Source organism: Rhodococcus sp. PSi06 (assembly GCF_054960675.1).
Map to the genome: position 1 here is coordinate 13,574 of NZ_JBHNYO010000010.1, position 26,080 is coordinate 39,653.

Consider the following 26,080-nt stretch of genomic DNA (forward strand, 5'->3'; position numbering starts at 1 on the left):
CCAAGCTCGGCGATGCTACTGCTCGTGAACAGTATCGTTGCGGGAACTTGTTCGGCCCGGGGCGGAAACTTCTATCAGTGGATCGATGGTGCGTGTCATGAGCGAAGGCGTCACCGCTGACAGTGTCGTGGGCGACGAGTCCCTCGACGGCACCCTCGACGAAGCGGTGACCGACGAGCAACGGGCGGCCGTGGCGAATTTCGTAGCGTCGGTCCCGATGGCGGCGATGGTCCACTCGATGCAGTACGAGGTGGTCGCTGCCAACGCGCTGTGCGAGGACGTGCTCGATTGCCCGGCGGCGAACATGGTGGGTCGCCCAGTGGGAGATTTCGTACCACTCGGCGATCGTGCGTCGGCCAAGAAGCTGGCGTTGCAGCTCGATCGTCGATACCCCGTGTCCGGCTCGCCCGGGACAGGTAGGCCGATCGGAGCATTACGTCGGGTTCGGCGCAGCGACGGTGAGGTCGTCTCGTGCTGGATGCATGTGGGGATTTCCGTCTTCTGCGGTCGGCGGTTCATCGTCGCGCTGCTGGACCTGGTCAATCCCGTCGTCGACGACACCGTGCACTGGCGCGATCGCGCCGAGCGTGACGATCTGACCGGCCTGCTGCGGCGAGGCCCGCTGCTGGCTCATGTCGACGAATGGGCTGTGGCCGATCGTCCGATTGCCTTGGCCTTCGTCGATGTCGATCGGCTCAAGTCGATCAACGATGCACACGGTCATGCTGCCGGGGATGCGGTACTCGAGGCGGCGGGCCGTCGACTGCAACAGTGGTCACCGCGGGGCAGCGTCGTCGGGCGCTACGCGGGAGACGAGTTCGTGTTCGCCGTGACGGACGGTGTCGGTGGTAGCTCACTCGACGGCGCGCGGCTGGCCGAATCGGTGCGTGATGCGATTTCCAGTGAACCGGTGCCGTTCGGATCTCGACTGCTCGTGGTGTCGGTGAGCGTGGGTGTGGCGGTTCGAGAACCGAATGAATCGAGCGAACGGCTCATCCAGCGGGCCGACGAACTGATGTACCGGGACAAGGCATCCGGGCCCGCCTGACGGGTGCTCAGAACAAGACTAGCCAGACGGCGACGAGGTGGCAGATCGCCGCCAATACCGTTGCAGCGTGGAAGAATTCGTGATGTCCGAATGTCGTGGGCCACGGGTTCGGCCACTTGGTGGCGTACAGCACGCCGCCCACGCTGTAGAAGACTCCGCCCACCAGCAGCAGTACGAACGGTGCGTAGCCGACCTGGTCGATCAGGGTGGGGGCAACCGGTACGATCGCCCAGCCGAGGATCAGATACAGCGGCACGCCGACCCAGCGGGGAGCGGTGGGCCACAACATCTTCAGGGCCACCCCGCCGAGGGCGCCGAGCCACACGATGATCAGCAGCGTGCGTCCGGTCGACGCGGGTAGACCCAGCACGGCGAACGGGGTGTAGCTGCCGGCGATGAACAGAAAGATCATCGAATGATCGGCGCGCTTCATCCAGATCTGCGACGCCGCGGTCTTCCAATTCACGCGGTGGTACGTGGCACTGACTCCGAAGACCCCACAGACGGTGACGGCATAGACGCCCGTCGCGATCCCCGCGCTGACCGAGACCATGCTGAAGGCAAGCGTGACGAGCGTGATCGCGCAGACCACCGCCACGCAGAACGCGTACAGGTGAATCCACCCGCGCATGCGTGGTTTGACGGGTATCTCGTCCAGCCCGAACATCGTCATGTCGAAGACCTTTCCGTACCGCGGGCCAAAGCTACGCCACCGTAGGTTCGGACGCTACTGTACCGGCGCCCGGCTCGTCGGTGTCGGCGTAAGGTGATCCCGCAGTGCCGAAGGAGCAGTGGTGACGGGAGCAGTGGTGACGACAACGTGGTGATCATTCCGCAGAAGGTGCGCGGCGTTCTCTACAACGTCTACGAGCGGCGGCTGCTGAGCCAGCTCGAGGGAGTGCAGCATCCGCGACACGTGGCCGTGATGTGCGACGGCAACCGGCGTTGGGCGCGAGAGAACGGGTTCACCGACGTCGCACACGGCCACCGCATGGGGGCGTTGAAGATCGCCGAGATGCTCGGCTGGTGCGATGCCGCCGGAATCGAGATGGCAACCATCTACCTGCTGTCGACCGAGAACCTCAGGCGCGAAGCCGACGAGCTCGATTCTCTGCTCGACATCATCACCGATGTCGTCGAGGAGATCTGCGGTCCGGAGATGAACTGGGGCGTCAAGATCGTGGGCACCCTCGATCTGCTGCCCGCATCGACCGCGCGTCGGCTGAAGGAGGCGGCTGCTCTGACCGAGGGGCGAACCGGAACGCACGTCAACGTCGCCGTCGGCTACGGCGGTCGTCAGGAAATCGCCGACGCCGTGCAGTCCCTGGTGACCGAGAAGATCGCCGAGGGCGTCTCGGGAGACGACCTCATCGCCTCCATCAACGTCGACGGCATCGACAGTCACCTCTACACCTCCGGCCAGCCCGATCCCGATCTCGTCATCCGTACCTCGGGCGAACAGCGCCTCTCCGGCTTCCTGCTGTGGCAGAGCGCATATTCCGAGATATGGTTCACCGAGGCCTACTGGCCCGAATTCCGACGCGTCGACTTCCTGCGTGCGCTGCGTGACTTCGCCGCCAGACACCGACGCTTCGGTATCTGACGGGGCCCGGCGCTACAGCTTGCGCAGACGCAGCCGATTGATCGCGTGATCGTTGTCCTTGCGCAACACCATGGTCGCGCGCGGCCGCGTCGGCAGGATGTTCTCCACCAGATTCGGCAGGTTGATCGAATGCCACAGATCCTCGGCGGCAATCTGCGCGTGGTCGTCGGACAGGCCGGCGTAGTGATGAAAATGCGAGGACGGATCGGTGAACGACGTCTTGCGCAACGCGAGGAAGCGCTTGACGTACCAGCTCTCGATGTCCTCGATGCGGGCGTCGACGTAGATGGAGAAGTCGAACAGATCCGAGACCATCAACCGCGGTCCGGTCTGTAATACGTTGAGGCCCTCCACAATCAGGATGTCGGGCTGCCGGACCATGTGATACTGGCCCTTGACGATGTCGTAGGAGACGTGCGAATAGACCGGCGCGCCCACCTCTTCGGTCCCGGACTTGACCTCGGTGACGAATCTGAGCAGCTTGCGCCGGTCGTAACTTTCCGGAAAACCCTTGCGGTGCAGAATGCCTCGACGCATGAGCTCGGCCGTCGGATACAGGAATCCGTCGGTCGTGACCAGGTCGACTCGCGGATGGTGGTCCCAACGAGCCAGGAGTGCCTGCAGCACACGGGCAGTGGTCGACTTGCCGACGGCGACGCTACCGGCGACACCGATGACGAAGGGGACCTGACGATCGGGGTGCTTTTCACCGAGGAACGTGGCCGTCGCCGCGAAAAGCCGCTGCCGGGCCGCGACCTGGAGGTGGATCAGACGCGCGAGGGGCAGGTAGACCTCGGCCACCTCGTCCAGGTCTATCTGTTCACCGAGACCGCGAAGGCCGATCAGTTCTTCCTCGGTGAGCACCAAAGGCGTGGATTGGCGCAGCGTGCGCCACTGCACACGGTCGAACTCGACGTACGGGCTGGACTCGCTCACACACGGCTCCGACACTTCGGAGCTGCGCAGGGTCTGGCTGAGCTCCCGTGGAGCGCGAGTCGCATGGTTTCCGATTGTGCTCGGTGCCGGTGGATCGCGCACGGGCGGGGTCGTTCGCCGTACTAGGGTTCGGGTATGGATGCTGCTTCCCTGGTACGCGAATACCTGCTGCTCGGCCTCAGTTTCGACCGCCTCGAAGACGGTTTTGTCGACGCATACACCGGCGATCCGGAGTTGCGCAGAATCACCGAGAACGCCCCCGCACCGGAGCCTCGCGAGCTCGTCCGTCGAGCGCAGACGCTGCGCGCCGAGCTCGGGAACGTCGATCTGACGCCCGAGCGCAGCACGTTCCTCGACGTGCACCTGCGGGCGTTGGAGTGTTCCGCGCGCAAGTTCGCCGGCGAGGACATCGGATTCGTCGACGAGGTGGACGCCTACTTCGATGTCCGCATCGCCCCCGGTGATCAGGACCAGTACCTGCAGGCTCACCGCAAGATGGACGAGGTTCTCTCCGGTCCCGGCTCGCTGAGCGAGCGGCTGATCGCCCATCGCCGCGCCGACGTCATTCCCGCCGACCGGCTGCAGGACTGCGTCGAGGCGTTCTCGTCCGCGCTGCGCGACCGCGTCCGAGCCGAATACACCCTGCCCGACACCGAGAAGGTCACCTACGAGGTCGTCGGAGACAAGCCCTGGTCGGGATTCAACTACTACCTCGGCGACTTCCAGTCCACCGTCGCGATCAACTCCGACATCGAGCAGCAGATGGCCAATCTGCCGCACCTCATCGCGCACGAGTCGTACCCCGGCCACCACACCGAGCACTGCCGCAAGGAGACCGGGCTCGTGGGTGCCGGGCAGCTCGAGCAGACGTTGTTCGTGGTCAACACGCCACAGTGTCTGATGGCCGAGGGGCTGGCCGATCACGCTCTCGGCGCGATCGTCGGTGACGGTTGGGGTGCGTGGGCGCAGGAGATCTACGCCGACCTCGGACTGCGATTCGACGGGGACAAGGCCGAGCGCCTCTCGGCCGCGTCGAGCCAGCTGTTGGGCGTGCGTCAGGACGCTGCACTGTTGCTGCACGATCAGCACAAGAGCGAGGACGATGTGGCCGCCTACCTCGAGCGTTGGTCGCTGGCGTCGCCGCAGCGCGCCCGGCACAGCCTGCGCTTTCTGTCCTCGCCGCTGTGGCGGGCCTACATCAGTACCTACGTCGAGGGATACAAGCTTCTCGCCGGCTGGCTGGACCGAGGGGAGACCGTCAGCGACCGGGCACAGCTGTTCGGCAGGCTCCTCGACGAGCCACTGACACCGGGCGCACTGCGCGTCTCGTAAACTGGCACTCGCCCTCTTACTCTGCTGTCCCCTGGGAGACCCCTGTTATGACTGACGTCAACAACCTGTCACTGGCCGAACTCGATCCCGAGGTCGCCGAGGCGATGGCCGGTGAACTGGGACGTCAGCGCGACACCCTCGAAATGATCGCGTCGGAGAACTTCGTTCCCCGCGCGGTTCTGCAGGCTCAGGGCAGCGTTCTGACCAACAAGTACGCCGAGGGTTACCCGGGCCGCCGCTACTACGGCGGTTGCGAGCACGTCGACATCGTCGAGGATCTTGCGCGCAACCGCGCCAAGGAACTCTTCGGTGCCGAGTTCGCGAACGTCCAGCCGCACGCCGGCGCGCAGGCCAACGCCGCGGTGCTGATGGCGCTGATCAACCCGGGCGACAAGATCATGGGACTCGATCTCGCGCACGGTGGCCACCTCACGCACGGCATGAAGCTCAACTTCTCCGGCAAGCTCTACGAGGTCGAGTCCTACGGCGTCAGCAAAGAAGATCACCGCATCGACATGGACGAGGTGCGCAAGCAGGCCATCGCCGCTAAGCCGCAGGTGCTGATCGCCGGTTGGTCGGCATACCCCCGCCACCAGGACTTCGCCGCCTTCCGGTCCATCGCCGACGAGGTGGGCGCGCTGCTCTGGGTCGACATGGCGCACTTCGCCGGACTCGTCGCCGCCGGTGTGCACCCCTCGCCCGTGCCTTACGCGGACGTGGTGTCCTCCACCGTGCACAAGACCCTCGGCGGACCGCGTTCCGGCATCATCCTGGCCAAGAAGGAATGGGCCAAGAAGCTCAACTCCGCCGTGTTCCCCGGCCAGCAGGGCGGGCCACTGATGCACGCCATCGCCGCGAAGGCCGTCGCCTTCAAGATCGCCGCGACGCCGGAGTTCAAGGAGCGCCAGGAACGCACCCTGCTCGGTGCGTCGCTGCTCGCCGAACGCCTCACCGGTGCCGACGTCGCCGACAAGGGTGTCTCGGTGCTCACCGGCGGCACCGACGTCCACCTCGTGCTCGTCGACCTGCGCAACTCCGAGCTCGACGGCCAGCAGGCCGAAGACCTCCTGCACGAGGTCGGCATCACCGTCAACCGCAACGCCGTGCCCTTCGACCCACGCCCGCCCATGGTCACCTCCGGCCTGCGCATCGGCACCGGTGCACTGGCCACCCGCGGATTCGGTGAGGCCGAATTCACCGAGGTCGCCGACATCATCGCTACCGCCCTGGCCACCGGTGAGGCCAGCCATTCCTTGAAGACACGCGTCGTCGAGCTTGCACAAAGCAAGCCGCTGTACGAGGGTCTCGAAAACTGGGGATTGCTGGGCTGATCCCGGCTCGCTCACGCGTCCGGGGGAGGGCAATTTCGGCACCGGTCTGCCGGCGACCTGGGGCGATGTCGACGTAACGCGTTGTTCACCGACACGCCAGACTTCCAGCGAGCCGAACCCGGATTTCGGCGGTACCGTCGGCAGTAACAGGCAGCGGGGAAGCTGCCTGTGCGGGAGGTTCTGATACGTGACTGAGCTAGTGAGCGCGAGAGGGCCGGTACCCGGTCCTCGTGTCACCTGACACATCGGACCCGACCGGCCGAGCGACAGAGTTTGCGCGGTACCGCGCAGACGTAGGAGCCCCACGTGACCACTTCACGCTCCGTTTCCGCCCCTCTCCGGACATTCGTGCTCGATACCTCGGTCCTGCTCTCGGATCCGTGGGCAGTCATCCGATTCGCAGAGCACAATGTGGTACTCCCGTTGATCGTGATCAGCGAACTGGAGGGCAAACGCCACCATCACGAACTCGGGTGGTTCGCGCGGGAATCATTGCGCATGCTCGACGATCTGCGCGTCGAATTCGGCCGACTCGACCAGCCGGTTCCCATCGGAACATCCGGTGGCACACTGCAAGTCGAGCTCAATCACACCGATCCTTCGGTGCTTCCCGTCGGATTCCGTACCGACTCCAACGATTCTCGAATCCTGGCCTGCGCCCTGAACCTTGCGGCCGAGGGCAAGGACGTCGTGCTCGTCAGCAAGGACATCCCGCTGCGCGTCAAGGCCGGTGCTGTCGGTCTTCCCGCCGACGAGTACCACGCTCATGACGTGGTGCCGTCCGGCTGGACCGGCATGACCGAGCTCGACGTGCCGTCCGACGCGGTCGACACACTGTTCAACGACGGTGTCATCGACTTGGCCGAGGCGCGAGATCTACCGTGTCACACCGGTGTTCGACTGCTTGCCGGACGGCAGAGTGCGCTGGGGCGCGTCACGCCCGACAAGCAGATCCAGTTGGTGCGCGGTGAGCGTGAGGCGTTCGGTCTGCACGGCCGTTCTGCGGAACAACGAGTGGCACTCGATCTGCTGCTCGACGAAAGCATCGGCATCGTCTCGCTCGGTGGAAAGGCCGGCACCGGCAAGTCGGCTCTGGCGCTGACGGCCGGTCTCGAGGCCGTCCTCGAACGTCGCTCGCACCGGAAAGTCGTTGTGTTCCGGCCTCTGTACGCCGTCGGCGGCCAAGAGCTCGGCTACCTGCCCGGTAGTGAGAGTGAAAAGATGGGGCCGTGGGGCCAGGCGGTCTTCGACACACTCGAAGGTCTCGCTAGTCCTGAGGTGATGGAGGAGGTCATCGCCCGCGGAATGCTGGAAGTGTTGCCACTGACGCACATTCGTGGTCGCTCGCTCCACGATTCGTTCGTGATCGTCGACGAGGCGCAGTCACTCGAGCGCAATGTGCTGCTCACGGTCCTGTCACGACTGGGGTCGGGCTCACGCGTCGTGCTCACTCACGACGTCGCGCAACGAGACAACCTGCGGGTCGGACGACATGACGGCGTCGCTGCCGTCATCGAAAAGCTCAAGGGTCACCCGCTTTTCGCGCACATCACCCTCACCCGCAGTGAGCGTTCACCGATTGCCGCACTGGTGACGGAGATGCTCGAAGAGTTCGGCCCGTCCGGAGCCTGACGGCGTACCAGAGTGGAGCCTGCGGGTCTTTCCGCAGGCTCCACTCCGTCACCGTCCGGTCAACGCTCGAAACACTCCTCGTGCAACACCTTTGAGGAAGTCGGTAGTGTCGAAGTAATCGCGCCAGACGGCTACTCTGCCGTCGCGCACCTCGAATGTTCCGCACACCCAGAACTCGATTCGGAGCCGCCGCCAGATCAGGACGTCGGTGCGTTCGGTCAGGACGGTATCCCCCGTCGACGCGATGTTGTGGACTATGACATCGAAGCCGAACGTAGGCTTGGCGAGCACCGCCAGGAACCGTCCGACGTTCGAGCTACCGCGCACTTTCGGTAGCCCCACGTTGTGCCAGACGACCCGCTCGTCGAGAACGGCCATTGCGCGATCGATGTCGCGAGATTTCAGCGCGTCGAACAGATTTTCCACGATGTCGGTTGCCTGCTGCGTTGTCGTCACTCGGTTGACCGTCCCAATCTCTTGTCGTCGGAGAACTCCAGTGTGATCGTGTTCGCCTCGAATGTCGCCGGAGACCGGTTCGGCCCGGCGGTTCTCGTTCACGCTGCCACCGACGCGTTCGTCCTTCGGTGACCGGACCCGCGTCGACCTGGCGTTAGGAGAAATCACAGAGGTCAGGGGCGCGACGTCGGGGCCCGGGGCGCAGGCGCTACGGTTATCACATGTCTACGAACCTGTCCGACGGTGATCTGCTGGTCCGTTTGGAGCCCGCGGTCGAAGAGAATCTGAAACGCCACATCGAGGCTGCGAACGAGTGGCATCCCCACGACCTCGCGCCGTTCGACGACGGCAAGAACTTCGCCTTCCTCGGCGGCGAGGACTGGTCGCCCGAGCAGTCACACCTCAGTGATGTCGAAATTCTGGCCGCGACGGTCGCGGTGCTGGTGGCCGACAACCTGCCCGCGTACCACCGCGAATTGGCGCACGCGCTCACCGGGCTCGGAGCTTGGTGGAAGTGGACCGGCCGGTGGACGTCGGAGGAGAACCGTCAGTCGATCGTGCTGCGCAACTACCTGGTACTCACTCGCGCCGTCGATCCAGTGGCGCTCGAGCGCGTCCGGATGGAGCACATGACACTCGGCTACGACGCGCCGAGCCTTCATCTGCTCGATATCCTGGCTCATTTCGCCATCGAGGAAGCTGCGGCCGCGTTGAGGCACCGGAACACCGTTGCGCTCAGCAAGGACCCGGTACTGGCCACCATCCTCGGCAAGATCGCCGACGACGACGAACTGCAGTCGAGGTTCTACGCCAACATCCTCGACGAGGCCTTCGCTGTGGTGCCGGATCAAGCCGCGCGCGCAATCGCAGACCGCGTGAACGGATTCGCAATCCCCGTCGTGAACCTGCCCGACCGTGGCAGCAGCACCGTCGCCCTCGCCGAAGCCGGCATCTACGACGCCGATCAGGAACGCGAGAAGGTGTTCAAGCCGCTGCTCGCGGGTTGGAAAATCTTCGATCGCACCGACCTGGGTGAGGACGGACTGAAGGCACGCGAGGAACTCGCTCACCTGGCCTGAGGTTCGGCCCCCTTCGAACGAACCCGCCCCGGCGGATCAATGCGACTTCGTTGCAGTCCAACTGACTGAAAGCCACATTGATCCGACCGGGGGCGGACTGTTTCGGGGCGGTTGCTCTCGAAAAGAGCGAGCCGGCGAGCTAGTCCTTGACCTTCGCCATGGCGAGGACGTCGAGGCGCTTGTCGAGCTCTGCTTCGCTGAGCTTGTCGCCGATCAGTCCGCGGTCGATGACGGTCTGACGGATCGTCTTCTTTTCCTTCAGTGCTTGCTTGGCGACTGCGGCCGCTTCCTCGTAGCCGATCGCGGAGTTCAGCGGCGTCACGATGGACGGCGAGGACTCGGCGAGGGTCTTGAGGTGCTCGACATTGGCTTCGAGGCCGACGACGCACTTGTCTGCGAACAGTACCGAGACGTTGGCGAGCAACTTGAAGGACTCGAGGACGTTGCGGGCCATCATCGGGATGTAGACGTTGAGCTCGAAGGCACCCGATGCGCCGCCGAATGCCACTGCCGCGTCGTTGCCGATGACCTGGGCCGCGACCTGCGTAACAGCCTCGGGCAGAACCGGATTGACCTTGCCGGGCATGATGGAGCTGCCGGGCTGCAGGTCGGGGAGTGCAATTTCGCCCAGTCCGGTGAGCGGCCCCGATCCCATCCAGCGAATGTCGTTGGCAATCTTGGTCAGTGACACCGCGATGGTGCGCAGAGCGCCCGATGCCTCGACGAGTCCGTCGCGCGCGGCCTGTGCCTCGAACGAATCCTTGGCTGCGGTGAGCGCATCGATTCCGGTGGATTCGACCAGTGCTGCAACAACTTTCGGGCCGAAGCCGTCGGGTGCGTTGAGGCCGGTGCCGACGGCGGTACCGCCGATGGGCAGTTCACCGAGACGCGGCAGTGTGGCTTCGACGCGCTCGATGCCGGCTTCGATCTGACGGGCGTAGCCGCCGAACTCCTGGCCCAGGGTGACCGGGACGGCATCCATCAGGTGGGTGCGACCGGACTTGACGACGTGCTTCCACTCGGTGGCCTTGGTCACCAGAGCCTCGTGCAGGTGCCGCAGTGCGGGCACGAGGGAGGTGACGGCTGCTTCGGTGGCGGCGACGTGTGTAGCCGTCGGGAACGTGTCGTTGGAGGACTGCGACATGTTCACGTGATCGTTGGGGTGCACCTCGACGCCGTTCGCCTTGGCGATCGACGCGATGACCTCGTTGGCGTTCATGTTGGAGCTGGTGCCCGAGCCGGTCTGGAAGACGTCGATCGGGAACTGATCGTCGTGCTTGCCCTCGGCGATCTCGTTGGCGGCGGCGATGATCGCGTCGGCCAGTGCGCCGTCGAGCAGACCGAGGTCCTTGTTGACCTGCGCGCAGGCTGCCTTGAGCAGGCCCATCGCGCGGATCTGGGTGCGCTCGAGCGGGCGGCCCGAGATGGGGAAGTTCTCCACCGCACGCTGCGTCTGAGCGCGCCAGAGCGCGTCGATGGGGACGCGAACCTCTCCCATGGTGTCGTGTTCGATCCGGAACTGCTGTTCGTCTGTCTGCGTCATGAGCCTTACTTTGCCAGTCGTGGTTTCGGGGATCAGAAGGACGGTGCCTGGCCGGATTCGTCGGCGTCGAAGTCCACCGAGGAGTACTCGCGCAGCTTCTCGAGGCGGTGGTAGGCGTCGATCATGCGCACGGTGCCGGACTTCGAACGCATGACGATGGACTGCGTGTGCGCACCGCCGCCCGCGTAGCGAACGCCGCGCAGCAGGTCGCCGTCGGTGACGCCGGTGGCAGTGAAGAAGACGTTCTCACCCGAGACGAGGTCCTTGGTGTCGAGGACGCGATCGAGATCGTGGCCGGCGTCGATGGCCTTCTGCTTCTCGGTGTCGTCCGTGGGTGCCAGACGCCCCAGGATCGCGCCGTCCATGCAGCGCATCGCAGCGGCCGCGATGATGCCCTCGGGCGTTCCGCCGGTGCCGATGAGCATGTCGGTGCCGGAATCGGGACGGGCTGCGGCGATGGCGCCGGCGACGTCGCCGTCGGAGATCAACCGGATGCGGGATCCGGCGTCGCGCACCTGCTGGATCAGTTCGGCATGCCGGGGACGATCGAGGATGCACACCGTCACGTCGGAGGCGGAACCCTTCTTGATCTTGGCGATGCGGGCAATGTTCTCGGCGACGGGGGCGGTGATGTCGATGACGTCGGCGTAATCGGGTCCGACGGCGATCTTCTCCATGTAGAACACGGCGGAGGGATCGAACATCGCGCCGCGCTCGGCGACCGCGAGAACCGAGATGGCGTTGGGCATGCCCTTGGCCATCAGCGTGGTTCCGTCGACGGGGTCGACGGCGAAGTCCACCTCGGGTCCGTTGCCGTTGCCGACCTGCTCGCCGTTGTAGAGCATCGGCGCTTCGTCCTTCTCGCCTTCGCCGATGACGACGACGCCGCGCATGGAGACCGAGCTGACCAACTGACGCATCGCGTCGACTGCCGCTCCGTCGCCGCCTTCCTTGTCGCCCCGACCGACCCAGCGACCCGAGGCGAGCGCACCGGCCTCGGTGACGCGGACGAGTTCGAGTGCGAGGTTGCGATCTGGCGCCATGGCGCGAGTGGACTCGGTGCTGGCCGTCATCGGTTTGTAGCCTCCTGGTTGGTGGGGTGTTACCCAGGCAGGATTATCTCACTTCTGTGATGTCTGCAGTGGGGTCGGGTCGACTGTGAGGTACGCGCCGACCGAGCACTGCCGCGCAGAGGGGATACTGGTGGTGTGGCAAACAGCAAACCCCGGATTCTCAACAACAACCGCGACATGGTCTGGTCGCTCATTCCGCTGGTCATTGCTTGTTTGCTGATCGCAGGCGTGGCCAGCCAGTGTTCGCTGAGCCCGGGCGGCCCCCAGCAGGGGCCCATCCCCAACTTCGACGTGAACACCGCGTTGCAGTACGACGCGTCGGAAATCGGCTTCCCGGTGCGTAATCCAGCTGTTCCGGAGGGATGGACGCCCAACTCCGGAAGTGGCGCGACCATCTCCGGCGACAACGGCGGAGCGGTGTCGACTGTCGGATACATCACGGGCACCGGTGCCTACATGCAACTGACCCAGACTTCGGCATCGGAGGAACAGTTGGTTCCGTTCGTGTCCGGAAGCGACACGGTCTACGCGTCCGGTACGCAGAACGTATCGGGCCGCGATTGGGTGGTCTACGGCGAAGAGGGTTCGCGAACCTACTGGGTCTCCGATTTCGGCGATGTCCGAATCCTGTTGGGCGGCACCGCAACCACCGAGGACTTCACCACTCTCGCGGCGATCCTCGAGGTCACCGAACCGCTCGTTCCCTAATCGTCCTTCTCGGTGCTCGCGAGCGCGGTCTCGATCCGCTTGCGGGCACCGGCGAGCTGTTCCTCGCAGCGCGCTGCCAGTTGCTCGCCGCGCTCCCACAGGGCCAGAGACGCATCGAGATCGAGCCCGCCCTGCTCGAGAATCTTCACCACGCCCACCAGCTCGTCACGTGCTTCCTCGTAGCCCAGCTCGGATACCGGCTTGTCTTCGTTGTCACTCATCGAATCTCCTCTGTCGTTCACTTGGCGTTATTTCACTCGGCGTTATTGCACTCGGCGTCATTTCACACGGCCCATCACTGCGGCGGTGACGGCACCGTCGGCCACCCGCACTCTGATCTGCGTACCCGGCGGCGCGTCCTCCACCGAACGCAGCACCTCGGGATCGGAGCCCGCCACCACTCGCTGTACGACGGCATAGCCCCGGGCAAGTGTGGCAGCCGGTCCCAGCGTCGACAGCCGCGCCCGAAGGTGCTCGACGAGGGTGTCCTGGGTGGTGAGTTCGCGCTGCACGTCGCGCCGCGCCGCATCGGCAAGTCGCCGAACCTCGTCGCGGCGGTGTTCGAGCGAGGCCAGTGGGTCCGCCAATACCGGTCGGTGCCGGAGCATGTCCAGGCCGCGCGCCTCGCGTTCGACCCAGTTGCGCAGAGCAGCAGCGCTTCTCGCTTTGAGCTCGGCAACCAGCGCTTGCTCCGCGACGGCGTCGGGAACCACCAGCTTGGCGGCATCGGTGGGGGTCGCGGCGCGCAGGTCTGCGACGTGGTCACTCAGGGGACTGTCGGGTTCGTGTCCGATGGCGCTGACGATCGGAGTGGTGGCCCGAGAGACGGCGCGACACAGTGCCTCGTCCGAGAACGGCAGCAGATCCTCGACGCTACCGCCGCCGCGCGCGAGAATGATGACGTCGACGCGTGGGTCGTCGTTCAGATCCTTCAGCGCGTCCAGGATCGCCGGCACCGCTTGCGGTCCTTGGACCGGAGTGTTTCGAACCTCGAATCGCACTGCAGGCCAACGTCTCTGAGCGACCGTGAGGACGTCCTTCTCGGCGGCGCTGGCTCGGGCGGTGATCAGTCCGATGGTGCCGGGCAGAAAGGGCAGGGGGCGCTTGAGGCGTGGGTCGAACAACCCCTCGGCCGCCAGCAGGGCCCGGAGCCGTTCGATCCGGGCCAGGAGTTCGCCCACACCCACCGCGCGAATGTCGGTGGCGCGCAGGGAAATGGTGCCGCGGCCGGTGAAGAACGACAACTTGCCGTAGAGAATGACCCGGGCGCCCTCGGTCAGCGGCACGGGCGAACGATCCAGCAGCTGCGGTGAGCACGTCACCGACAACGACATGTCCGCCGACGGGTCACGCAGAGTCAGAAATGCCGTACGGGTGCCGGGGCGAGCGTTGATCTGGGTCAGCTGTCCCTCGACCCAGATGCTGCCCAGTCGATCGATCCAACCGGCGACCTTCATCGCGACGGTACGCACCGGCCACGGTTGTTCTGCGGAACTCGCGCCCGGTTGGGCTGAACCGGACTGGGCTGGACCGGACTGGGTGGGACCGGACTGGGTTGGGGGAGTGCTCACTTGGCCTTGGCGGTGGTGATGCGGTTGGTCAGCATGGTCTGGAACGGCGCGCGGGCGAGAGTGTCGTTCTCGTAGTCGAGCAGAGTTTCGAGTTCCTCGACCGAGAGAGAGCGCAGCCGGGCGCGAAGCTGAGCGAGGGCCAGGGTGTCGAAATCGATCATCTCGACGATCTCGGGCTTGTCCGCGGTGCGGGCGCGCTTGGCCGTGGTGTCCTGAACCGGTTCGTCCAGCGGAGGCGTCGAATACAGCGCGAACCGGCCGTTGGCGGCAACCGGGACGTCGGGTACATCGACATCGTCGGTGATGAGCGGGCCGTCGGGGACGTTGTCTTGGTCATCGTCTTCGTCGAACGACGCCCACGCGGGCTGCTCCTCGCGCGGAGTTCCGATCACCGGCAGCGCCGAGATCGCCACATCGCCCTTGATGGCGAGCGCCGTCACCTGCTGCTGGAATCGCATACCGCGCGCCAGCGCCTCGCTGACGACCGTCATCGGCAACATCAGGGCGGATCCGGGAAGCTTGCGAGCCTCTTCCACGACGGTCACTGCAACGCCAGCGGCCACGCGAGCTGCAAAGGGGACTCGAGTCATGCCCACCAGACTGCCCGAATTCGTGAACTTTGGGTAGTTGACAGGCTGGAGACGCGGCGGAACGACCCGGCGGCTGCGAAGAGCCTGCGGAATCACCCGGTTGCGGCGCGACACGTATCCTTGACGGTATGTCTTCGGCTGTTCCTTTGAATCTTGGTATCGCACACTCCGCCGGCGCGGGTAAGTCCGCATACGCCGGGGGCAAGCGAGTGCTTCTCGCCGAGCCTCGCGGCTACTGCGCGGGTGTCGATCGCGCGGTCGAGACCGTAGAGAAGGCGTTGGAACAGCACGGCGCGCCGGTCTACGTGCGTAAGGAGATCGTCCACAACAAGCACGTCGTCGAGACGCTGTCCGATCGTGGAGCAGTGTTCGTCGAAGAGACCGACGAGGTGCCCGAGGGCTCGTTGTTGGTGTTCTCGGCGCACGGTGTCTCACCGGCGGTGCACACCTCGGCCGCCGAGCGGAACCTGCGGACCATCGACGCCACCTGCCCGTTGGTGACCAAGGTGCATCAGGAAGCGAAGCGGTTCGCCCGCGACGATTTCGACATTCTCCTCATCGGCCACGAAGGCCACGAAGAGGTCGAGGGCACCGCAGGTGAGGCACCCGAGCACATTCAGCTGGTGGACGGTCCGGAGTCCGTGGACAGCGTCACAGTGCGCGACGAGAACAAGGTGATCTGGCTGTCGCAGACCACGCTGAGCGTCGACGAGACGATGTTGACGGTCGCCAAGCTGCGTGAGCGCTTCCCGACGCTGCAGGACCCGCCGAGTGACGACATCTGCTACGCCACCCAGAACCGTCAGGTTGCGGTCAAGGCGATGGCTCCAGAATGCGATCTGGTGATCGTCGTCGGCTCGAAGAACTCGTCGAACTCGGTTCGACTGGTCGAGGTCGCGCTGAACGCCGGTGCGCGCGCGAGCTACCTCGTCGACTACGCGAAAGAAATCGACCTGGCCTGGCTCGACGGTGTCGAGACCATCGGCATCACGTCGGGTGCCTCGGTGCCGGAGATCCTGGTCCAAGGCGTCATCGAACTGTTCGCCGAGCACGGATACGCCGACGTCCAGCCCGTCACCACGGCCAACGAGACCCTGGTGTTCTCACTGCCTCGCGAACTGCGCCCAGCCCGATAGTCCCGCTTTCGTAAGGTTCCGGGTCCGCGCAGGACGTTTCAGTCTCCGCGGCGATCCCGGTAGCGAACCTGCGGAACCGGGTGCGGCGGGATGTCGTCTCGGTGCGCGGACGGCAGGGAGTGACTGCCAGGGGTCCGATCAGCGTCGGTGGACGACGCGCTCGGAGGAGTCACCACGGGCCGAGATCCGGTGGTGTACGGATCGGCTACCTCGCGAGGAGGTTGCGCGCGGGTAGACCGCTGACGAGAAGACTCGGTGGAGTAACGAGCGTCCGCGGAGTACCGAGGCTCAGCGGCCTGTGGCCGACGTACTTGCCGAGACTGTGGTTGCTGAGCTTGTGGCTGCTGAGCCTGCGGCGGCGACTGCGGATACTGGGGACGCTGGTAATCGGGTTTTTCGGGCTTCTGATGGTCCGGCCGGGAGTAATCCCCCCTGGGCGAGTCCGGTGCATACCGGCTTCGCGGCGACGGTGTGGGTGCAGACGCGCGGCGAGCGCTCGGATCCGTGCCGGTGCGCGCCGATCGAGGAGCCGGACTGGGGCGAGGGTCTGTTCCTCTGCGGCCCACATACGGTCCGGGCACGATATCGGTGGCTTCTGCAGCGGAGTCGGTGCTGCGGTCGACCGAAGGGGTGGTTCGCCGGCGGCTGCGCTCGGGACCTTCTTCCTGGGCCCGACGCTGCGCGCGGGTGAGCTTGTCGTCACCGGGCTTGGCGTTGCGGCGAACGGCACCCTCTACCTTCGAGGAGCTTGCGGCCTTCGCGCTTGCGGACTTCGAGCTTCGTCGAACGGCAGGGGCATGCGTGTTCTGACGCTTGAGCACGATGCGCAGCGCCCCGAGTCCTACGGCGACGAGGGTGCCCAGCAGCATCAGCGGAAACCGGTTGACCAGAGGAATCGCGACGTTGAGGATGATGTCCTTGAGGCTGGTTCCCGCGTCGTCGGTGAAGTACTGATACGACAGCGGTACGGCCACGAACAGGATCAGCGGGGCCTGCACCATCGCGGTGAACAGTCCGCGGTAGCGAACCAGCACCACGGCAGCGATGCAGCCGAGTATGTACAGAAAGGCGAACGCGCCTGTCAGTTCGGTGCCGCGGGCGGCGTCGATCAGGAACCCGAGAAAAGTCAGCCCGGCGGCGATCGCCACGGCACCCCACGCAGGTACGCCGGGCAGGGTCGCGAGGATGGATCGGTGATCCAGCGGTACCCCGGATCGGGCACGTTGGGAGGTAGACACCCCTCGAGGTTAGCCGTAGTTCAGCCGACTGCATCGTCGACATGACCGAAGTCGTGCCGGTAGCGTGACGAATCGGACAGGGTCGGGCGGGCGTCCACCCGGCCGATCTTTACCGGCTCGGCGTCGAACAGCTCGAGTTCGTGTAGTTTTCTTGCCGTCACGCTCACCCTCGAATCGACCGATCCCACGGTGGAGTTGAAGGAGTCCACAGCCTTGCCCAGGTTGGCCCCGAGCTTGTCCAGATGTGTCGACACCACACCGATTCGGTTGTAGAGCTCACGCCCCAGCTGTTGAATGCGCGCCGCGTCCTCGGCCACCGACTCCTGCTTCCAGGTGTATGCCACCGTCCGCAACAGTGCGACGAGGGTGGTGGGGGTGGCAAGTATCACGTTCCGCCCGAAGGCGTATTCGAGCAGGCCGGTATCGGAGGTCAGGGCAGCATCTAGGAACGGGTCGCCGGGAACGAACAGCACGACGAATTCCGGCGTCGGCTCGAATGCCGCCCAGTACGCCTTGTCGGCCAATTGGTCGATGTGGGTGCGCAGCTGTTTGGCGTGGCGTCGCAGATTCTTCTCGCGCGCGCCGGTGTCGTCGTCGTGAGCGGCATCGAGATATGCCGCGAACGGCACCTTGGCGTCGACGACGATCTGTCGACCGCCGGCAAGGCGAACGATCATGTCGGGTCGAATGCCGTCCTTGCTCACCTGGGTGTCGAAATCACAATGCTTGACCATCCCGGCGAGCTCGACGACCCGCTCGAGCTGAATCTCGCCCCACCGACCCCTGATCTGCGGTGCACGCAGCGCAGTCACGAGCTGACCGGTCTGGGTGGACAGCTGCATCGAGGCTCGGTGCATGCCGGTGACCTGCTCGGACAGGCCTGCGTACGCCCTGATCCGATTGTGCTCGACTTGCCGCACGTGTTCGGAGAGCGCATCGACGGCGTCGTGCAGCGGCTCCACCAGGTGCGAGACCTGCTGGCCGATCACGGTGGAGTGTCGCCTCGCGGAATCCTCGTTGACCGCGCTCAGCGACTGGCGAAGCAGCGCCTCGTTCTGCCGTAGAGCGGCCAGCTGGGCCTCCGCTCGCACGGCGCGATCGCCCACCCGCGAGGCATGCAGCAGCCACCCGACCACCACGCCGATGGCGAGGGCGACGAGCAGGCCGAGCGCGGTGAGAATGTTCATGGTGCCGATGATGCAGCAGGCCACCGACAAGTTCGGGCGAACGGCGCTGTGGGGCGATGCTCGTCTCCGACAGGCCGACGAGCCTCGAATAGTTTGTCGGTGGTTGCCGTTAGCGTCGAACGCATGAGAATCCTGCACACCTCGGACTGGCACATAGGTCGCACCTTTCACGGTGTCGACCTGTTGGCCGATCAGGGCGCAGTGCTGGGGTTCATCGCGGAACTGGTTGCTGCACAGTCGATCGACGTGGTCGTCGTCCCGGGGGACATCTATGATCGCGCCGTGCCCAGCGCGGACGCCGTGACGGTCTGCAATTTCGGACTCGAAGCGATCAGAGCTGCGGGAGCCGTTATCGTTGCGACGTCGGGCAACCACGATTCTCCGGCTCGGTTGGGTGCCGGAGCGGCCTTCGCCTCGGCCGGGGGACTGCACCTGATGACGAAGGTCGGCAGTGTCGCGAGTCCGGTCGTCATCGACGACGAGCACGGCGGCGTTGCGTTCTACGGCATTCCGTACCTCGAGCCCGAGACCACGCGCCAGGAACTCGATGTCCCTGCCGCGCGAACTCATGCCGAGGTTCTCGACGCCGCAATGGATCGCGTTCGCGGCGATCTCGCGGCGAGAACCGATGCAGGACAGCATGTTCGATCCGTCGTGCTTGCGCATGCGTTCATCGTCGGCGGTGAGGCGACCGGTTCGGAGCGATCGATCTCCTCCGGAGGCATCGAAACAGCGCCGGCATCGGCATTCGACGGAGTCGACTACGTGGCCTTGGGGCACCTGCATTCTCCGCAGACCCTCACCGACCGGGTGCGGTACTCCGGGTCCCCACTGCCGTATTCGTTCGGAGAGCGTTCGCACCGCAAGGCGGTGTGGATCCTCGAACTCGACGCGAGCGGGCTGGGAAGCGTCGAGCGGGTGGATCTGCCGGTGGTGCGCGGACTCGCGCGCATAGAAGGCACGGTGGAGGAATTGCTCTCGGACGCAACCTATTGCGATGTCGAGGACCACTACGTCTCCGCCGTGCTCACCGACGACGTCCGTCCGCTGGACGCAATGCGATTGCTGCAGCAGAGGTTTCCGTACGCGATCCACCTCGAGTGGCGTCGACCGGAAGGATCGGAAGAGCTTTGCTACCGCGACAGAGTCCGTGGTCGCAGTGATCTCGCCATCGCCACCTCGTTCCTGACGGACATGCGAAGCGAGCCCACCGCGGCGGAGTCCGCACTGCTGGCCCGCGCGCTGGCGTCCGTGCAGCGCGAGGACGAGACCGCCGACGGTAAGACCGCCGACCGCGGTGCAGCGTGAGATTGCACTCGCTGGAGATCACCGCCTTCGGGCCTTTCGCGGGAACCGAGTCGGTCGATTTCGATGCCCTCGGAGCCGACGGTCTGTTTCTCTTGCACGGCCACACCGGCGCCGGTAAGACGACGGTTCTCGACGCCGTGGCGTTCGCGCTGTACGGAACAGTGCCCGGAGCACGTCGTGAGGGCAAGCGTCTGCTGTCCGACCACGCGGCCGTCGGAGCGGTGCCGAAGGTGACCCTCGAAGCGACCCTGGGCGGCCGGCGCATCCGAATAGTGCGCAGTCCGGAGTTCCTGCGGCCCAAGCTCAGAAGCACCGGAACCACCAAACAGCACGCCAAAGCGAGTCTCACCTGGCTCGATGGTCGCGGACAGAACCTCACCCGATTGAGCGAGATCGGTGATGCCGTCAACGCGCTGCTGGGGATGAGCGCCGATCAGTTCTTCCAGGTGGTGCTGCTGCCGCAGGGTGAGTTCGCTCGATTCCTGCGAGCCGATAGTGACGAGCGCGGCAGTCTGCTCGAAAGACTCTTCGACACAGGACGATTCGGTGATGTCGAAGAGTGGTTCGCGCAACGCCGCCGAGAATTGGCCGCCGAGCTCGCCGGTGCTCACCACGACATCGACATCATGCTGGGGCGGGTGTCGCAGGCATCGGGAGTTCCCGAGCCTGCCACCGATGACACCGAACCATCCGATCCGCTCGACTGGGCGGCCGACGTCCTCGCGCACGCCCGCCAGAATCGGACGCTGGCACAGGGCCGCGCGGTGTTGGTCGACGCGGCAGCTCGGCGGGCGTCCGAGGCGCTGGCTCAGGCCACAGTGGTACTGGACCTGCAGCGCAGACGCGCACTGGCCGAGCATCAACTCGCACAGCATCACGACGGGGAGTCGGCACGGGCGGCGCGCAGAACCGAACTGGCCGACTCCGCGGCCGCGGGACCGATCGCCGACGCTGCCGCGGACCTGTCCGTCGCGCGGGCTGCCGCCGCGGCGGCTACCGCGGCGCTCGCAGCAGCCGAGCGTGAGCTACCGACGTCGCCGGAGGGCCGGCGCTTTCACGACGCACTGCACTGGCCACCTGCGCCGGGAGATCCCGCGCACGAGCGCACCGTCGTCGCGCAGTTCGTTCGCGACTGGACCACCGACGTCGCAAGAATGCAGTCGTTGCTCGGCGTCGTGCGCGAGGCAGACAAGCTCGACGGGGCCCTGGCTGACTATCGGGCACAACGGCGCAGCACTGCAGCAGAGATCGAGCGCATCGAGCAGCGGCAGGCCGCGATGCCCGAGAAGATCGCGGCCGCCGAGTCCCGAACGGCGCGAGCGCAGGCAGCCGCGACGCAGTTGCCCGGCCTCGACGAGAACTGCGAACGGGCGCGTGCGGCTGCCGAATCCGCCATCGAGCTGGTGAGCAAGCGCGCCGCGTTGCTCGAGAGCGAACGAGCCAGAGACACCGCGGCTGCTGCCCACAACACCGCATGGGAGCACCTGCTCGATCTCCGTGAGCGTCGCATCGACGGAATGGCAGCCGAGCTGGCGGCCCACTTGACACCCGGCGAGCCGTGCCAGGTGTGTGGATCGGCCGCGCATCCACATCCCGCTGCGGCCTCGTCGTCGACAGTGACAAAAGCACAGGAAGACAAGGCAGCCACCGCCGAACGCAAGGCAGCCGGTGCGCGCGATCGGGCAACCGAGGCTGTCGCCGAGGCCAGGCTCGCGGTGGACCTGCTGCACGATCGCACCGGAGGAGCGACTCTCGCGGAGCTGACTCACGCCCTCGATGCCGCAACGAGTGCGGTGCAGGACGCGCGCACGACGGCCGCGGATGCCGGCCCTGCCACAGCGGAACTGAACCGACTGCGCCGTGAGACGGACGAATCGACGGTCACACTCCATACCCTCGTCACCTCGCGAGTGGCCGTGGACGAGCGCATATCGGCCACCGAGAAGTCGCTGTCGCAGATGCGTGCGTCGGTGGCCGCGGAAGTGGGCGACGGTGAGCAGCTGATTGATCGTATTGCCGAGCGTGAGGCGCTGATCGACGGTGCACGTCGCATCCAGGAGGCGCGAATCGCGTGGCTCGATGCCACCGCGCAATCCGAGGCTCGGCGTGCCGAACTGGACAGACGAGTGTCGGAATCGAATTTCGAGTCCGTCGACGCCGCGGCGGGGGCCGTCCTGACCGCAGATCGCGTCGAGCGAATAGAGGCCGAACTCCGCGCCGCCGACGAGCGTCGGGCCCATGCCGAACACGTTCTTCGCGAGCCTGCCATCGTCGCCGTCGTCGGGCATGCGCCGGTGGACCTGGATCCGCTGCGACACGCCTGTACCGAACTCGACCGGCAGGTCAGGACAGCCGCAGCCGCGGTAGCGGAATGCCGCAGGCGCGCAGACGATCTGGAGCGTCTGATCACCGAACTGTCGACTGCGGCCGAAGCCATCGCGCCCCAGCGAGCCGAATTCGACGAGCTCGCCAACCTGGCGGACGTGGTGGCAGGGCGCGGTCAGAATGCGCGAAAGATGTCGCTGCGGTCCTACGTTCTCGCGTCTCGGCTCGAGGACGTAGCGGAGTCTGCTTCCGCGCGCCTGCGTCGGATGTCGTCGGAGCGATACGAATTCGTTCACTCCGATGAGGCGGGGGCTCGCGGAAAGCGTGGTGGCCTCGGCCTCGACATTCGTGACGATTACACCGGCGTCGTGCGCTCGGCGAAAACCCTCTCCGGCGGGGAGGCGTTTCTCGCCTCGCTGGCACTTGCGTTGGGGCTCGCCGACGTCGTCGCTGCCGAATCCGGTGGCGTCGTGCTGGACACCATGTTCATCGACGAAGGCTTCGGCACACTCGATGCCGACACGCTCGAGCAGGTGATGGCCGTGCTCGACGAACTACGCGCGGGTGGGCGTGTCGTCGGCGTCGTCAGTCACGTGGACGAGATGCGCCAGCGGATCCCCAGTCGTCTCTACGTGCAACGGGGGCGCACCGGCTCGACGCTTCAGGTGGTCGCGTCCTGACCTGATGCAGGTTTGTCGGACTTCGACTCGTCCTCGTCCTCGTCCTCGTCGTCCAATCCGGCCTGTTCGTCGGTCAAGCCCTTGGGCGGCGGGATCTCGTCTTCGAGTTCGTCCTGGTCCGGCTCGTTCGAGCGTTCGTCGATCTGTTCGGACAGGTACCGGATCAGAACCGCGGCAACAGCAGCGGCCGGAACGGCGAGGAACGCACCGATGATGCCGAACAACGAGCTGCCGCCGGCCACGGCGAGCAGCACGATCGCCGGATGCAAGTTCATGCTGCGACTCTGCAGAATCGGCTGCAACACATTGCCTTCCAACTGCTGCACCGCGACGATGATGGCAAGCACGATCAGCGCCGTCGTCAGCCCGTTCGCCACCAGCGCTACGAGAACTGCGAGCGCACCCGCGACGAACGCACCGACGATGGGGATGAACCCACCGAGGAACGTCAACGTTGCGAGGACCAGCGCCAGCGGAACGCCGAGAATGACGAGCCCGAGGCCGATGAAGAAGGCGTCGATGAAGCTCACGATGGCCTGAGTTCGGATGAACCCGCCGAGCGTCGCCCACATCCGCGAGAGCACCTCGCCCAGATGCCGTCCGGCGCGGCCACCGGAGAACCCGTGCAGCCACGGCAGGAACTTCGGACCGTCCTTGACGAAGAAGAACGACAGAACCAGCACCAGCGCCAGAGTGACCAACAGCGAGCCGGCCGCCGATACGCCACTGAACACTCCGGTGGCGATGACGTCACCGCTGTCCTGCAGCCGCGAGATGATGGCGGAGACGGCCGTGTCGATCTGGTCGTCGCCGATGTTGAGCGGCGGGCCCTTCAGCCAGTCCTGTACCTGCGCGATTCCGCCCGACGCCTGGTCCACCAGTTCGGGAGCCTGCTCGGCCACCGACGGAATTATCAGGGTGATGACGCCGCCGATGACGACGAAGAACACCACGAGCGAGACCGACGCGGCCAACGCGGGAGGAAAGCCGAGCCGCATCATCAATTTCGCCGGTGGCCACAACACCGTCGCGACGATGACCGCGAGCAGGACCGGCAACAGGATCACCCACAGATGACCGATCAGCCAGCCGAACACCCAGGCACCGGCCGCGATCGAGATCAGGATGAGCGACCACTTGGCGAGCCACAGGCCGCCGACCCCGATGAGGTCTCCGCGGTCCTTGCCGGACGTGGCGGATGCCGCGGATTTTCCTGGCACTGCCGATTCGGTCACTGGGGTTTCCTCACATTCGGCGGATATCGCATCGTGGAGAACCCTATCGCCCGGCCGAGTCCGTCTGTGGGGTCACCGCCACCCGCCGCAGTCGTGGTCAGGTCGCTTCGTGCGCCAACAGCCACTTCTTTGCGGGCAGCCCCCAACGGAACCCGCCGAGAGCGCCGCCGATGCGGACCACCCGGTGACACGGGACGAACAGCGCGGCAGCATTGCGAGCACAGGCCGACGCTGCACCGCGGATGGCAGCGGGTCGGCCCGAGAGCTCCGCGAATTGCGAGTAGGTCACCGGAGTGCCCGGCTCGACGGTGCGCAGCACGTCCCAGGCGTGCATCAGGAATTCACCGGATCGTTGTGCGACGGGAACGTCGTCGATGCGTGTCAGCTCGCCGCGGTGGTACGCGTCGACGGCAGCAGTCACCTGACCGAGGTCGGCGGCGCTGCGAACGGCGTCGGGGCGCATCGTGGGGTGAATCAGGATTCGCAGTTCTTCGGCATCAGCGGTCCAGCCCGAGGCGAGCACGCGCTGGTCGTCGTCCACGATGGTGGTGAAGGGTCCGATCGGGGTGTCCCGGGTTGCGAACGTCGCGGTCATGGTTGCCTTCTTTCCAGTGCGGTGATCCACAGGTGCATCGAGACATAGGAACGCCACGGAGCCCAGCGGGCGGAATCCTTCAGAGAAACGTCGAGCGCGGCTGCGCCTTGACGGACGACCAGGTCGGTGTCGAGCAGAACGTCGGGGTCGCCGAGCAGCCGCATCACAACGTAGCGAGCAGTCCACGGGCCGATGCCCTTGAGCGCCAACAGTTCTCGTTCGAGATCGGGGCCTTCGCGCGCGGGGTGCAATTCGACGGCTCCCGACGCGATGGCGTCGGCGACGCGGATCACGGTCTGCACCCGAGCCGCCGGGCCGGTGAGGACTTCGTGGCCGCGTTCGGCGATGACGGCTGCGTCGGGGAACAACCTGGTGACCGTATCGTTGCCGAGGTCGAGTGGTGCGCCGAGCGCATCCACGAGCCGAGCGGTGTGGGTGGCCGCAGCTTTGAGCGAGATCTGTTGCCCGATCACGGTGCGCAGCAACATCTCTGCGCCGTCGACCACGCCGAGGGCCCGAATTCCTGGATGGGACTCGACACTCGGTGCCAATTGTGGATCTGCGCGCAGGGCCTCGTCGACGGCCAGCGGATCGGCGTCGAGGTCGAGTAGGTGTCGGATCCTGGCCACGGCGGGAGCGAGATCGCGCATGTCCTGCAGAGTCAATGCGGCGCTGACGAATCCGTCCATGATGCGCAGTGCCACCAGTCCGCCGGCGTGCGGGAGCTGCAGTGAGCGCACGTACTCTCCGTCTTCGGAGAACGATTCGATGCCCCCGACCACGTGGCCGCGAAGGAACCACTCGATCCAGCCGCGGTCCAATGGCCGGCGATACGGCAACCGCAGGGTGACCGTTCCGCCCGAGGTCGGTGCGGCCGAGCGGTGTGCCTCTCGTCGCAGGGTCGTCGGATCGACGGCGAATACTTCCCTGACGGTGTCGTTGAATTGCCGGACGCTGGAAAAGCCTGCAGCGAAGGCGATGTCGGCCATCGACATATCGGTGGTCTGAATCAACGTGCGTGCGGTGTGTGCCCGGTGAGCCCGGGCCAGCGCGAGCGGGCCGGCACCCACCTCGGCCGTCAATACCCGAGTCAGTTGCCTGCTCGAATAGCCCAGCGTTGCGGCGAGGCCGTCGACGCCCCCGCGTTCGACGGCTCCGTCGGAGATCAGCCGCATGGCACGAGAACTGAGGTCCGAGTGAATGTTCCATCGTGGGGAGCCCGGGGTGGCGTCGGGCTGGCAGCGGCGGCACGCGCGGTAGCCGGATTGCTGTGCTGCCGCCGCCGTGGCCAGGAACGAGACGTTGCCGGGCTTGGGGGTACGCGCCGGGCAGGAAGGCCGGCAGTAGATGCCGGTGGTGGAGACGGCGGTGAAGAACTGGCCATCGAACCGTGCGTCACGCGAGGACACCGCGCGATAACACCGATCGAAGTCCAGTTCTTGCACCTGCCGTTCGCTGCTCATGCGTCCACTGT

At 65.7% G+C, this 26,080-nt stretch carries 23 protein-coding genes; 10 read left to right on the forward strand and 13 right to left on the reverse strand.

What is annotated here, in order from left to right:
* Positions 1-97 precede the first annotated feature (97 nt).
* Positions 98-1,048 carry a sensor domain-containing diguanylate cyclase gene (locus ACFI9K_RS14220; protein WP_462664098.1) on the forward strand — a complete coding sequence of 317 codons (951 nt, stop codon included), beginning with the start codon at positions 98-100 and terminating at the stop codon, positions 1,046-1,048.
* 7 nt (positions 1,049-1,055) lie between these two features.
* Here the strand turns inward: ACFI9K_RS14220 and trhA are convergent, their stop codons facing one another.
* Complete coding sequence (gene trhA, locus ACFI9K_RS14225; protein ID WP_462664099.1) at positions 1,056-1,721, reverse strand: PAQR family membrane homeostasis protein TrhA; 666 nt, start codon at positions 1,719-1,721, stop codon at positions 1,056-1,058.
* A gap of 147 nt (positions 1,722-1,868) precedes the next feature.
* Between trhA and ACFI9K_RS14230 the strand changes: the two genes are divergently transcribed.
* Positions 1,869-2,651 (forward strand): isoprenyl transferase, encoded by a 783-nt coding sequence (locus ACFI9K_RS14230; protein WP_222093708.1) that lies wholly within the window; start codon positions 1,869-1,871, stop codon positions 2,649-2,651.
* A 12-nt stretch (positions 2,652-2,663) separates the two neighbouring features.
* Here the strand turns inward: ACFI9K_RS14230 and coaA are convergent, their stop codons facing one another.
* Positions 2,664-3,602: a type I pantothenate kinase gene (coaA, locus tag ACFI9K_RS14235; RefSeq protein ID WP_222094100.1), complete on the reverse strand. Its 939-nt coding sequence runs from the start codon at positions 3,600-3,602 to the stop codon at positions 2,664-2,666.
* A 120-nt stretch (positions 3,603-3,722) separates the two neighbouring features.
* On the opposite strand from coaA, the gene ACFI9K_RS14240 reads away from it, so the two are divergent.
* The 3 genes from ACFI9K_RS14240 (at position 3,723) to ACFI9K_RS14250 (ending at position 7,882) form a co-directional block, all read left to right on the forward strand.
* The gene (locus ACFI9K_RS14240) at positions 3,723-4,919 is read left to right on the forward strand and encodes a DUF885 domain-containing protein (RefSeq protein WP_462664100.1); all 1,197 of its coding nucleotides are present in this window, start codon (positions 3,723-3,725) and stop codon (positions 4,917-4,919) included.
* Between the two features lie 47 nt (positions 4,920-4,966).
* Positions 4,967-6,250 carry a serine hydroxymethyltransferase gene (glyA, locus tag ACFI9K_RS14245; RefSeq protein WP_462664101.1) on the forward strand — a complete coding sequence of 428 codons (1,284 nt, stop codon included), beginning with the start codon at positions 4,967-4,969 and terminating at the stop codon, positions 6,248-6,250.
* Between the two features lie 306 nt (positions 6,251-6,556).
* Entirely contained in the window at positions 6,557-7,882 is a 1,326-nt protein-coding gene (locus ACFI9K_RS14250; protein WP_170945933.1) for a PhoH family protein, read from the forward strand.
* A gap of 48 nt (positions 7,883-7,930) precedes the next feature.
* On the opposite strand, the gene ACFI9K_RS14255 is transcribed toward ACFI9K_RS14250, so the two are convergent.
* Positions 7,931-8,338, reverse strand: a complete 408-nt coding sequence (locus tag ACFI9K_RS14255) for a limonene-1,2-epoxide hydrolase family protein (protein ID WP_462664102.1) — start codon at positions 8,336-8,338, stop codon at positions 7,931-7,933.
* Positions 8,339-8,559: 221 nt separating this feature from the next.
* Here ACFI9K_RS14255 and ACFI9K_RS14260 point away from each other — a divergent pair, with 221 nt between their 5' ends.
* Positions 8,560-9,417 carry an acyl-ACP desaturase gene (locus tag ACFI9K_RS14260; protein WP_462664103.1) on the forward strand — a complete coding sequence of 286 codons (858 nt, stop codon included), beginning with the start codon at positions 8,560-8,562 and terminating at the stop codon, positions 9,415-9,417.
* Positions 9,418-9,556: 139 nt separating this feature from the next.
* Here the strand turns inward: ACFI9K_RS14260 and ACFI9K_RS14265 are convergent, their stop codons facing one another.
* A complete protein-coding gene (locus tag ACFI9K_RS14265) occupies positions 9,557-10,960 on the reverse strand; it encodes a class II fumarate hydratase (RefSeq protein WP_222093704.1) in 1,404 nt (467 codons plus the stop codon).
* 32 nt (positions 10,961-10,992) lie between these two features.
* Positions 10,993-12,033: a class II fructose-bisphosphatase gene (glpX, locus tag ACFI9K_RS14270; RefSeq protein ID WP_222093703.1), complete on the reverse strand. Its 1,041-nt coding sequence runs from the start codon at positions 12,031-12,033 to the stop codon at positions 10,993-10,995.
* 135 nt (positions 12,034-12,168) lie between these two features.
* Between glpX and ACFI9K_RS14275 the strand changes: the two genes are divergently transcribed.
* Entirely contained in the window at positions 12,169-12,741 is a 573-nt protein-coding gene (locus tag ACFI9K_RS14275; protein WP_462664104.1) for a DUF4245 domain-containing protein, read from the forward strand.
* On the opposite strand, the gene ACFI9K_RS14280 is transcribed toward ACFI9K_RS14275, so the two are convergent.
* The 3 genes from ACFI9K_RS14280 to ACFI9K_RS14290 all read right to left on the reverse strand — a co-directional run bounded on the left by ACFI9K_RS14280 (position 12,738) and on the right by ACFI9K_RS14290 (position 14,902).
* Positions 12,738-12,962: an exodeoxyribonuclease VII small subunit gene (locus tag ACFI9K_RS14280; RefSeq protein WP_222093701.1), complete on the reverse strand. Its 225-nt coding sequence runs from the start codon at positions 12,960-12,962 to the stop codon at positions 12,738-12,740. The genes ACFI9K_RS14275 and ACFI9K_RS14280 overlap by 4 nt on opposite strands.
* Positions 12,963-13,019: 57 nt before the next feature.
* Positions 13,020-14,213: an exodeoxyribonuclease VII large subunit gene (gene xseA / locus ACFI9K_RS14285; RefSeq protein WP_462664272.1), complete on the reverse strand. Its 1,194-nt coding sequence runs from the start codon at positions 14,211-14,213 to the stop codon at positions 13,020-13,022.
* Between the two features lie 95 nt (positions 14,214-14,308).
* A complete protein-coding gene (locus ACFI9K_RS14290) occupies positions 14,309-14,902 on the reverse strand; it encodes a lipid droplet-associated protein (RefSeq protein WP_462664105.1) in 594 nt (197 codons plus the stop codon).
* 128 nt (positions 14,903-15,030) lie between these two features.
* Between ACFI9K_RS14290 and ACFI9K_RS14295 the strand changes: the two genes are divergently transcribed.
* Positions 15,031-16,038 (forward strand): 4-hydroxy-3-methylbut-2-enyl diphosphate reductase, encoded by a 1,008-nt coding sequence (locus ACFI9K_RS14295; protein ID WP_222093699.1) that lies wholly within the window; start codon positions 15,031-15,033, stop codon positions 16,036-16,038.
* A gap of 38 nt (positions 16,039-16,076) precedes the next feature.
* On the opposite strand, the gene ACFI9K_RS14300 is transcribed toward ACFI9K_RS14295, so the two are convergent.
* Both ACFI9K_RS14300 and ACFI9K_RS14305 read right to left on the reverse strand, forming a co-directional pair.
* Entirely contained in the window at positions 16,077-17,276 is a 1,200-nt protein-coding gene (locus ACFI9K_RS14300) for a DUF6542 domain-containing protein (RefSeq protein WP_462664106.1), read from the reverse strand.
* Positions 17,277-17,296: 20 nt separating this feature from the next.
* Complete coding sequence (locus tag ACFI9K_RS14305) at positions 17,297-18,463, reverse strand: DNA recombination protein RmuC (protein ID WP_462664107.1); 1,167 nt, start codon at positions 18,461-18,463, stop codon at positions 17,297-17,299.
* A 123-nt stretch (positions 18,464-18,586) separates the two neighbouring features.
* On the opposite strand from ACFI9K_RS14305, the gene ACFI9K_RS14310 reads away from it, so the two are divergent.
* Together ACFI9K_RS14310 and ACFI9K_RS14315 are read left to right on the forward strand one after the other, a co-directional pair.
* Positions 18,587-19,771, forward strand: a complete 1,185-nt coding sequence (locus tag ACFI9K_RS14310) for an exonuclease SbcCD subunit D (protein ID WP_462664108.1) — start codon at positions 18,587-18,589, stop codon at positions 19,769-19,771.
* Complete coding sequence (locus ACFI9K_RS14315; protein ID WP_462664109.1) at positions 19,768-22,776, forward strand: AAA family ATPase; 3,009 nt, start codon at positions 19,768-19,770, stop codon at positions 22,774-22,776. The genes ACFI9K_RS14310 and ACFI9K_RS14315 overlap by 4 nt, the downstream gene beginning before the upstream one ends.
* On the opposite strand, the gene ACFI9K_RS14320 is transcribed toward ACFI9K_RS14315, so the two are convergent.
* The 3 genes from ACFI9K_RS14320 to ACFI9K_RS14330 all read right to left on the reverse strand — a co-directional run bounded on the left by ACFI9K_RS14320 (position 22,758) and on the right by ACFI9K_RS14330 (position 26,069).
* Positions 22,758-24,011, reverse strand: coding sequence for an AI-2E family transporter (locus tag ACFI9K_RS14320; RefSeq protein WP_462664110.1), 1,254 nt, complete (start codon positions 24,009-24,011; stop codon positions 22,758-22,760). The genes ACFI9K_RS14315 and ACFI9K_RS14320 overlap by 19 nt on opposite strands.
* 97 nt (positions 24,012-24,108) lie before the next feature.
* Positions 24,109-24,606, reverse strand: a complete 498-nt coding sequence (locus ACFI9K_RS14325; protein ID WP_462664111.1) for a methylated-DNA--[protein]-cysteine S-methyltransferase — start codon at positions 24,604-24,606, stop codon at positions 24,109-24,111.
* Positions 24,603-26,069, reverse strand: a complete 1,467-nt coding sequence (locus ACFI9K_RS14330) for a DNA-3-methyladenine glycosylase 2 family protein (protein ID WP_462664112.1) — start codon at positions 26,067-26,069, stop codon at positions 24,603-24,605. The genes ACFI9K_RS14325 and ACFI9K_RS14330 overlap by 4 nt, the downstream gene beginning before the upstream one ends.
* Positions 26,070-26,080: the final 11 nt, after the last annotated feature.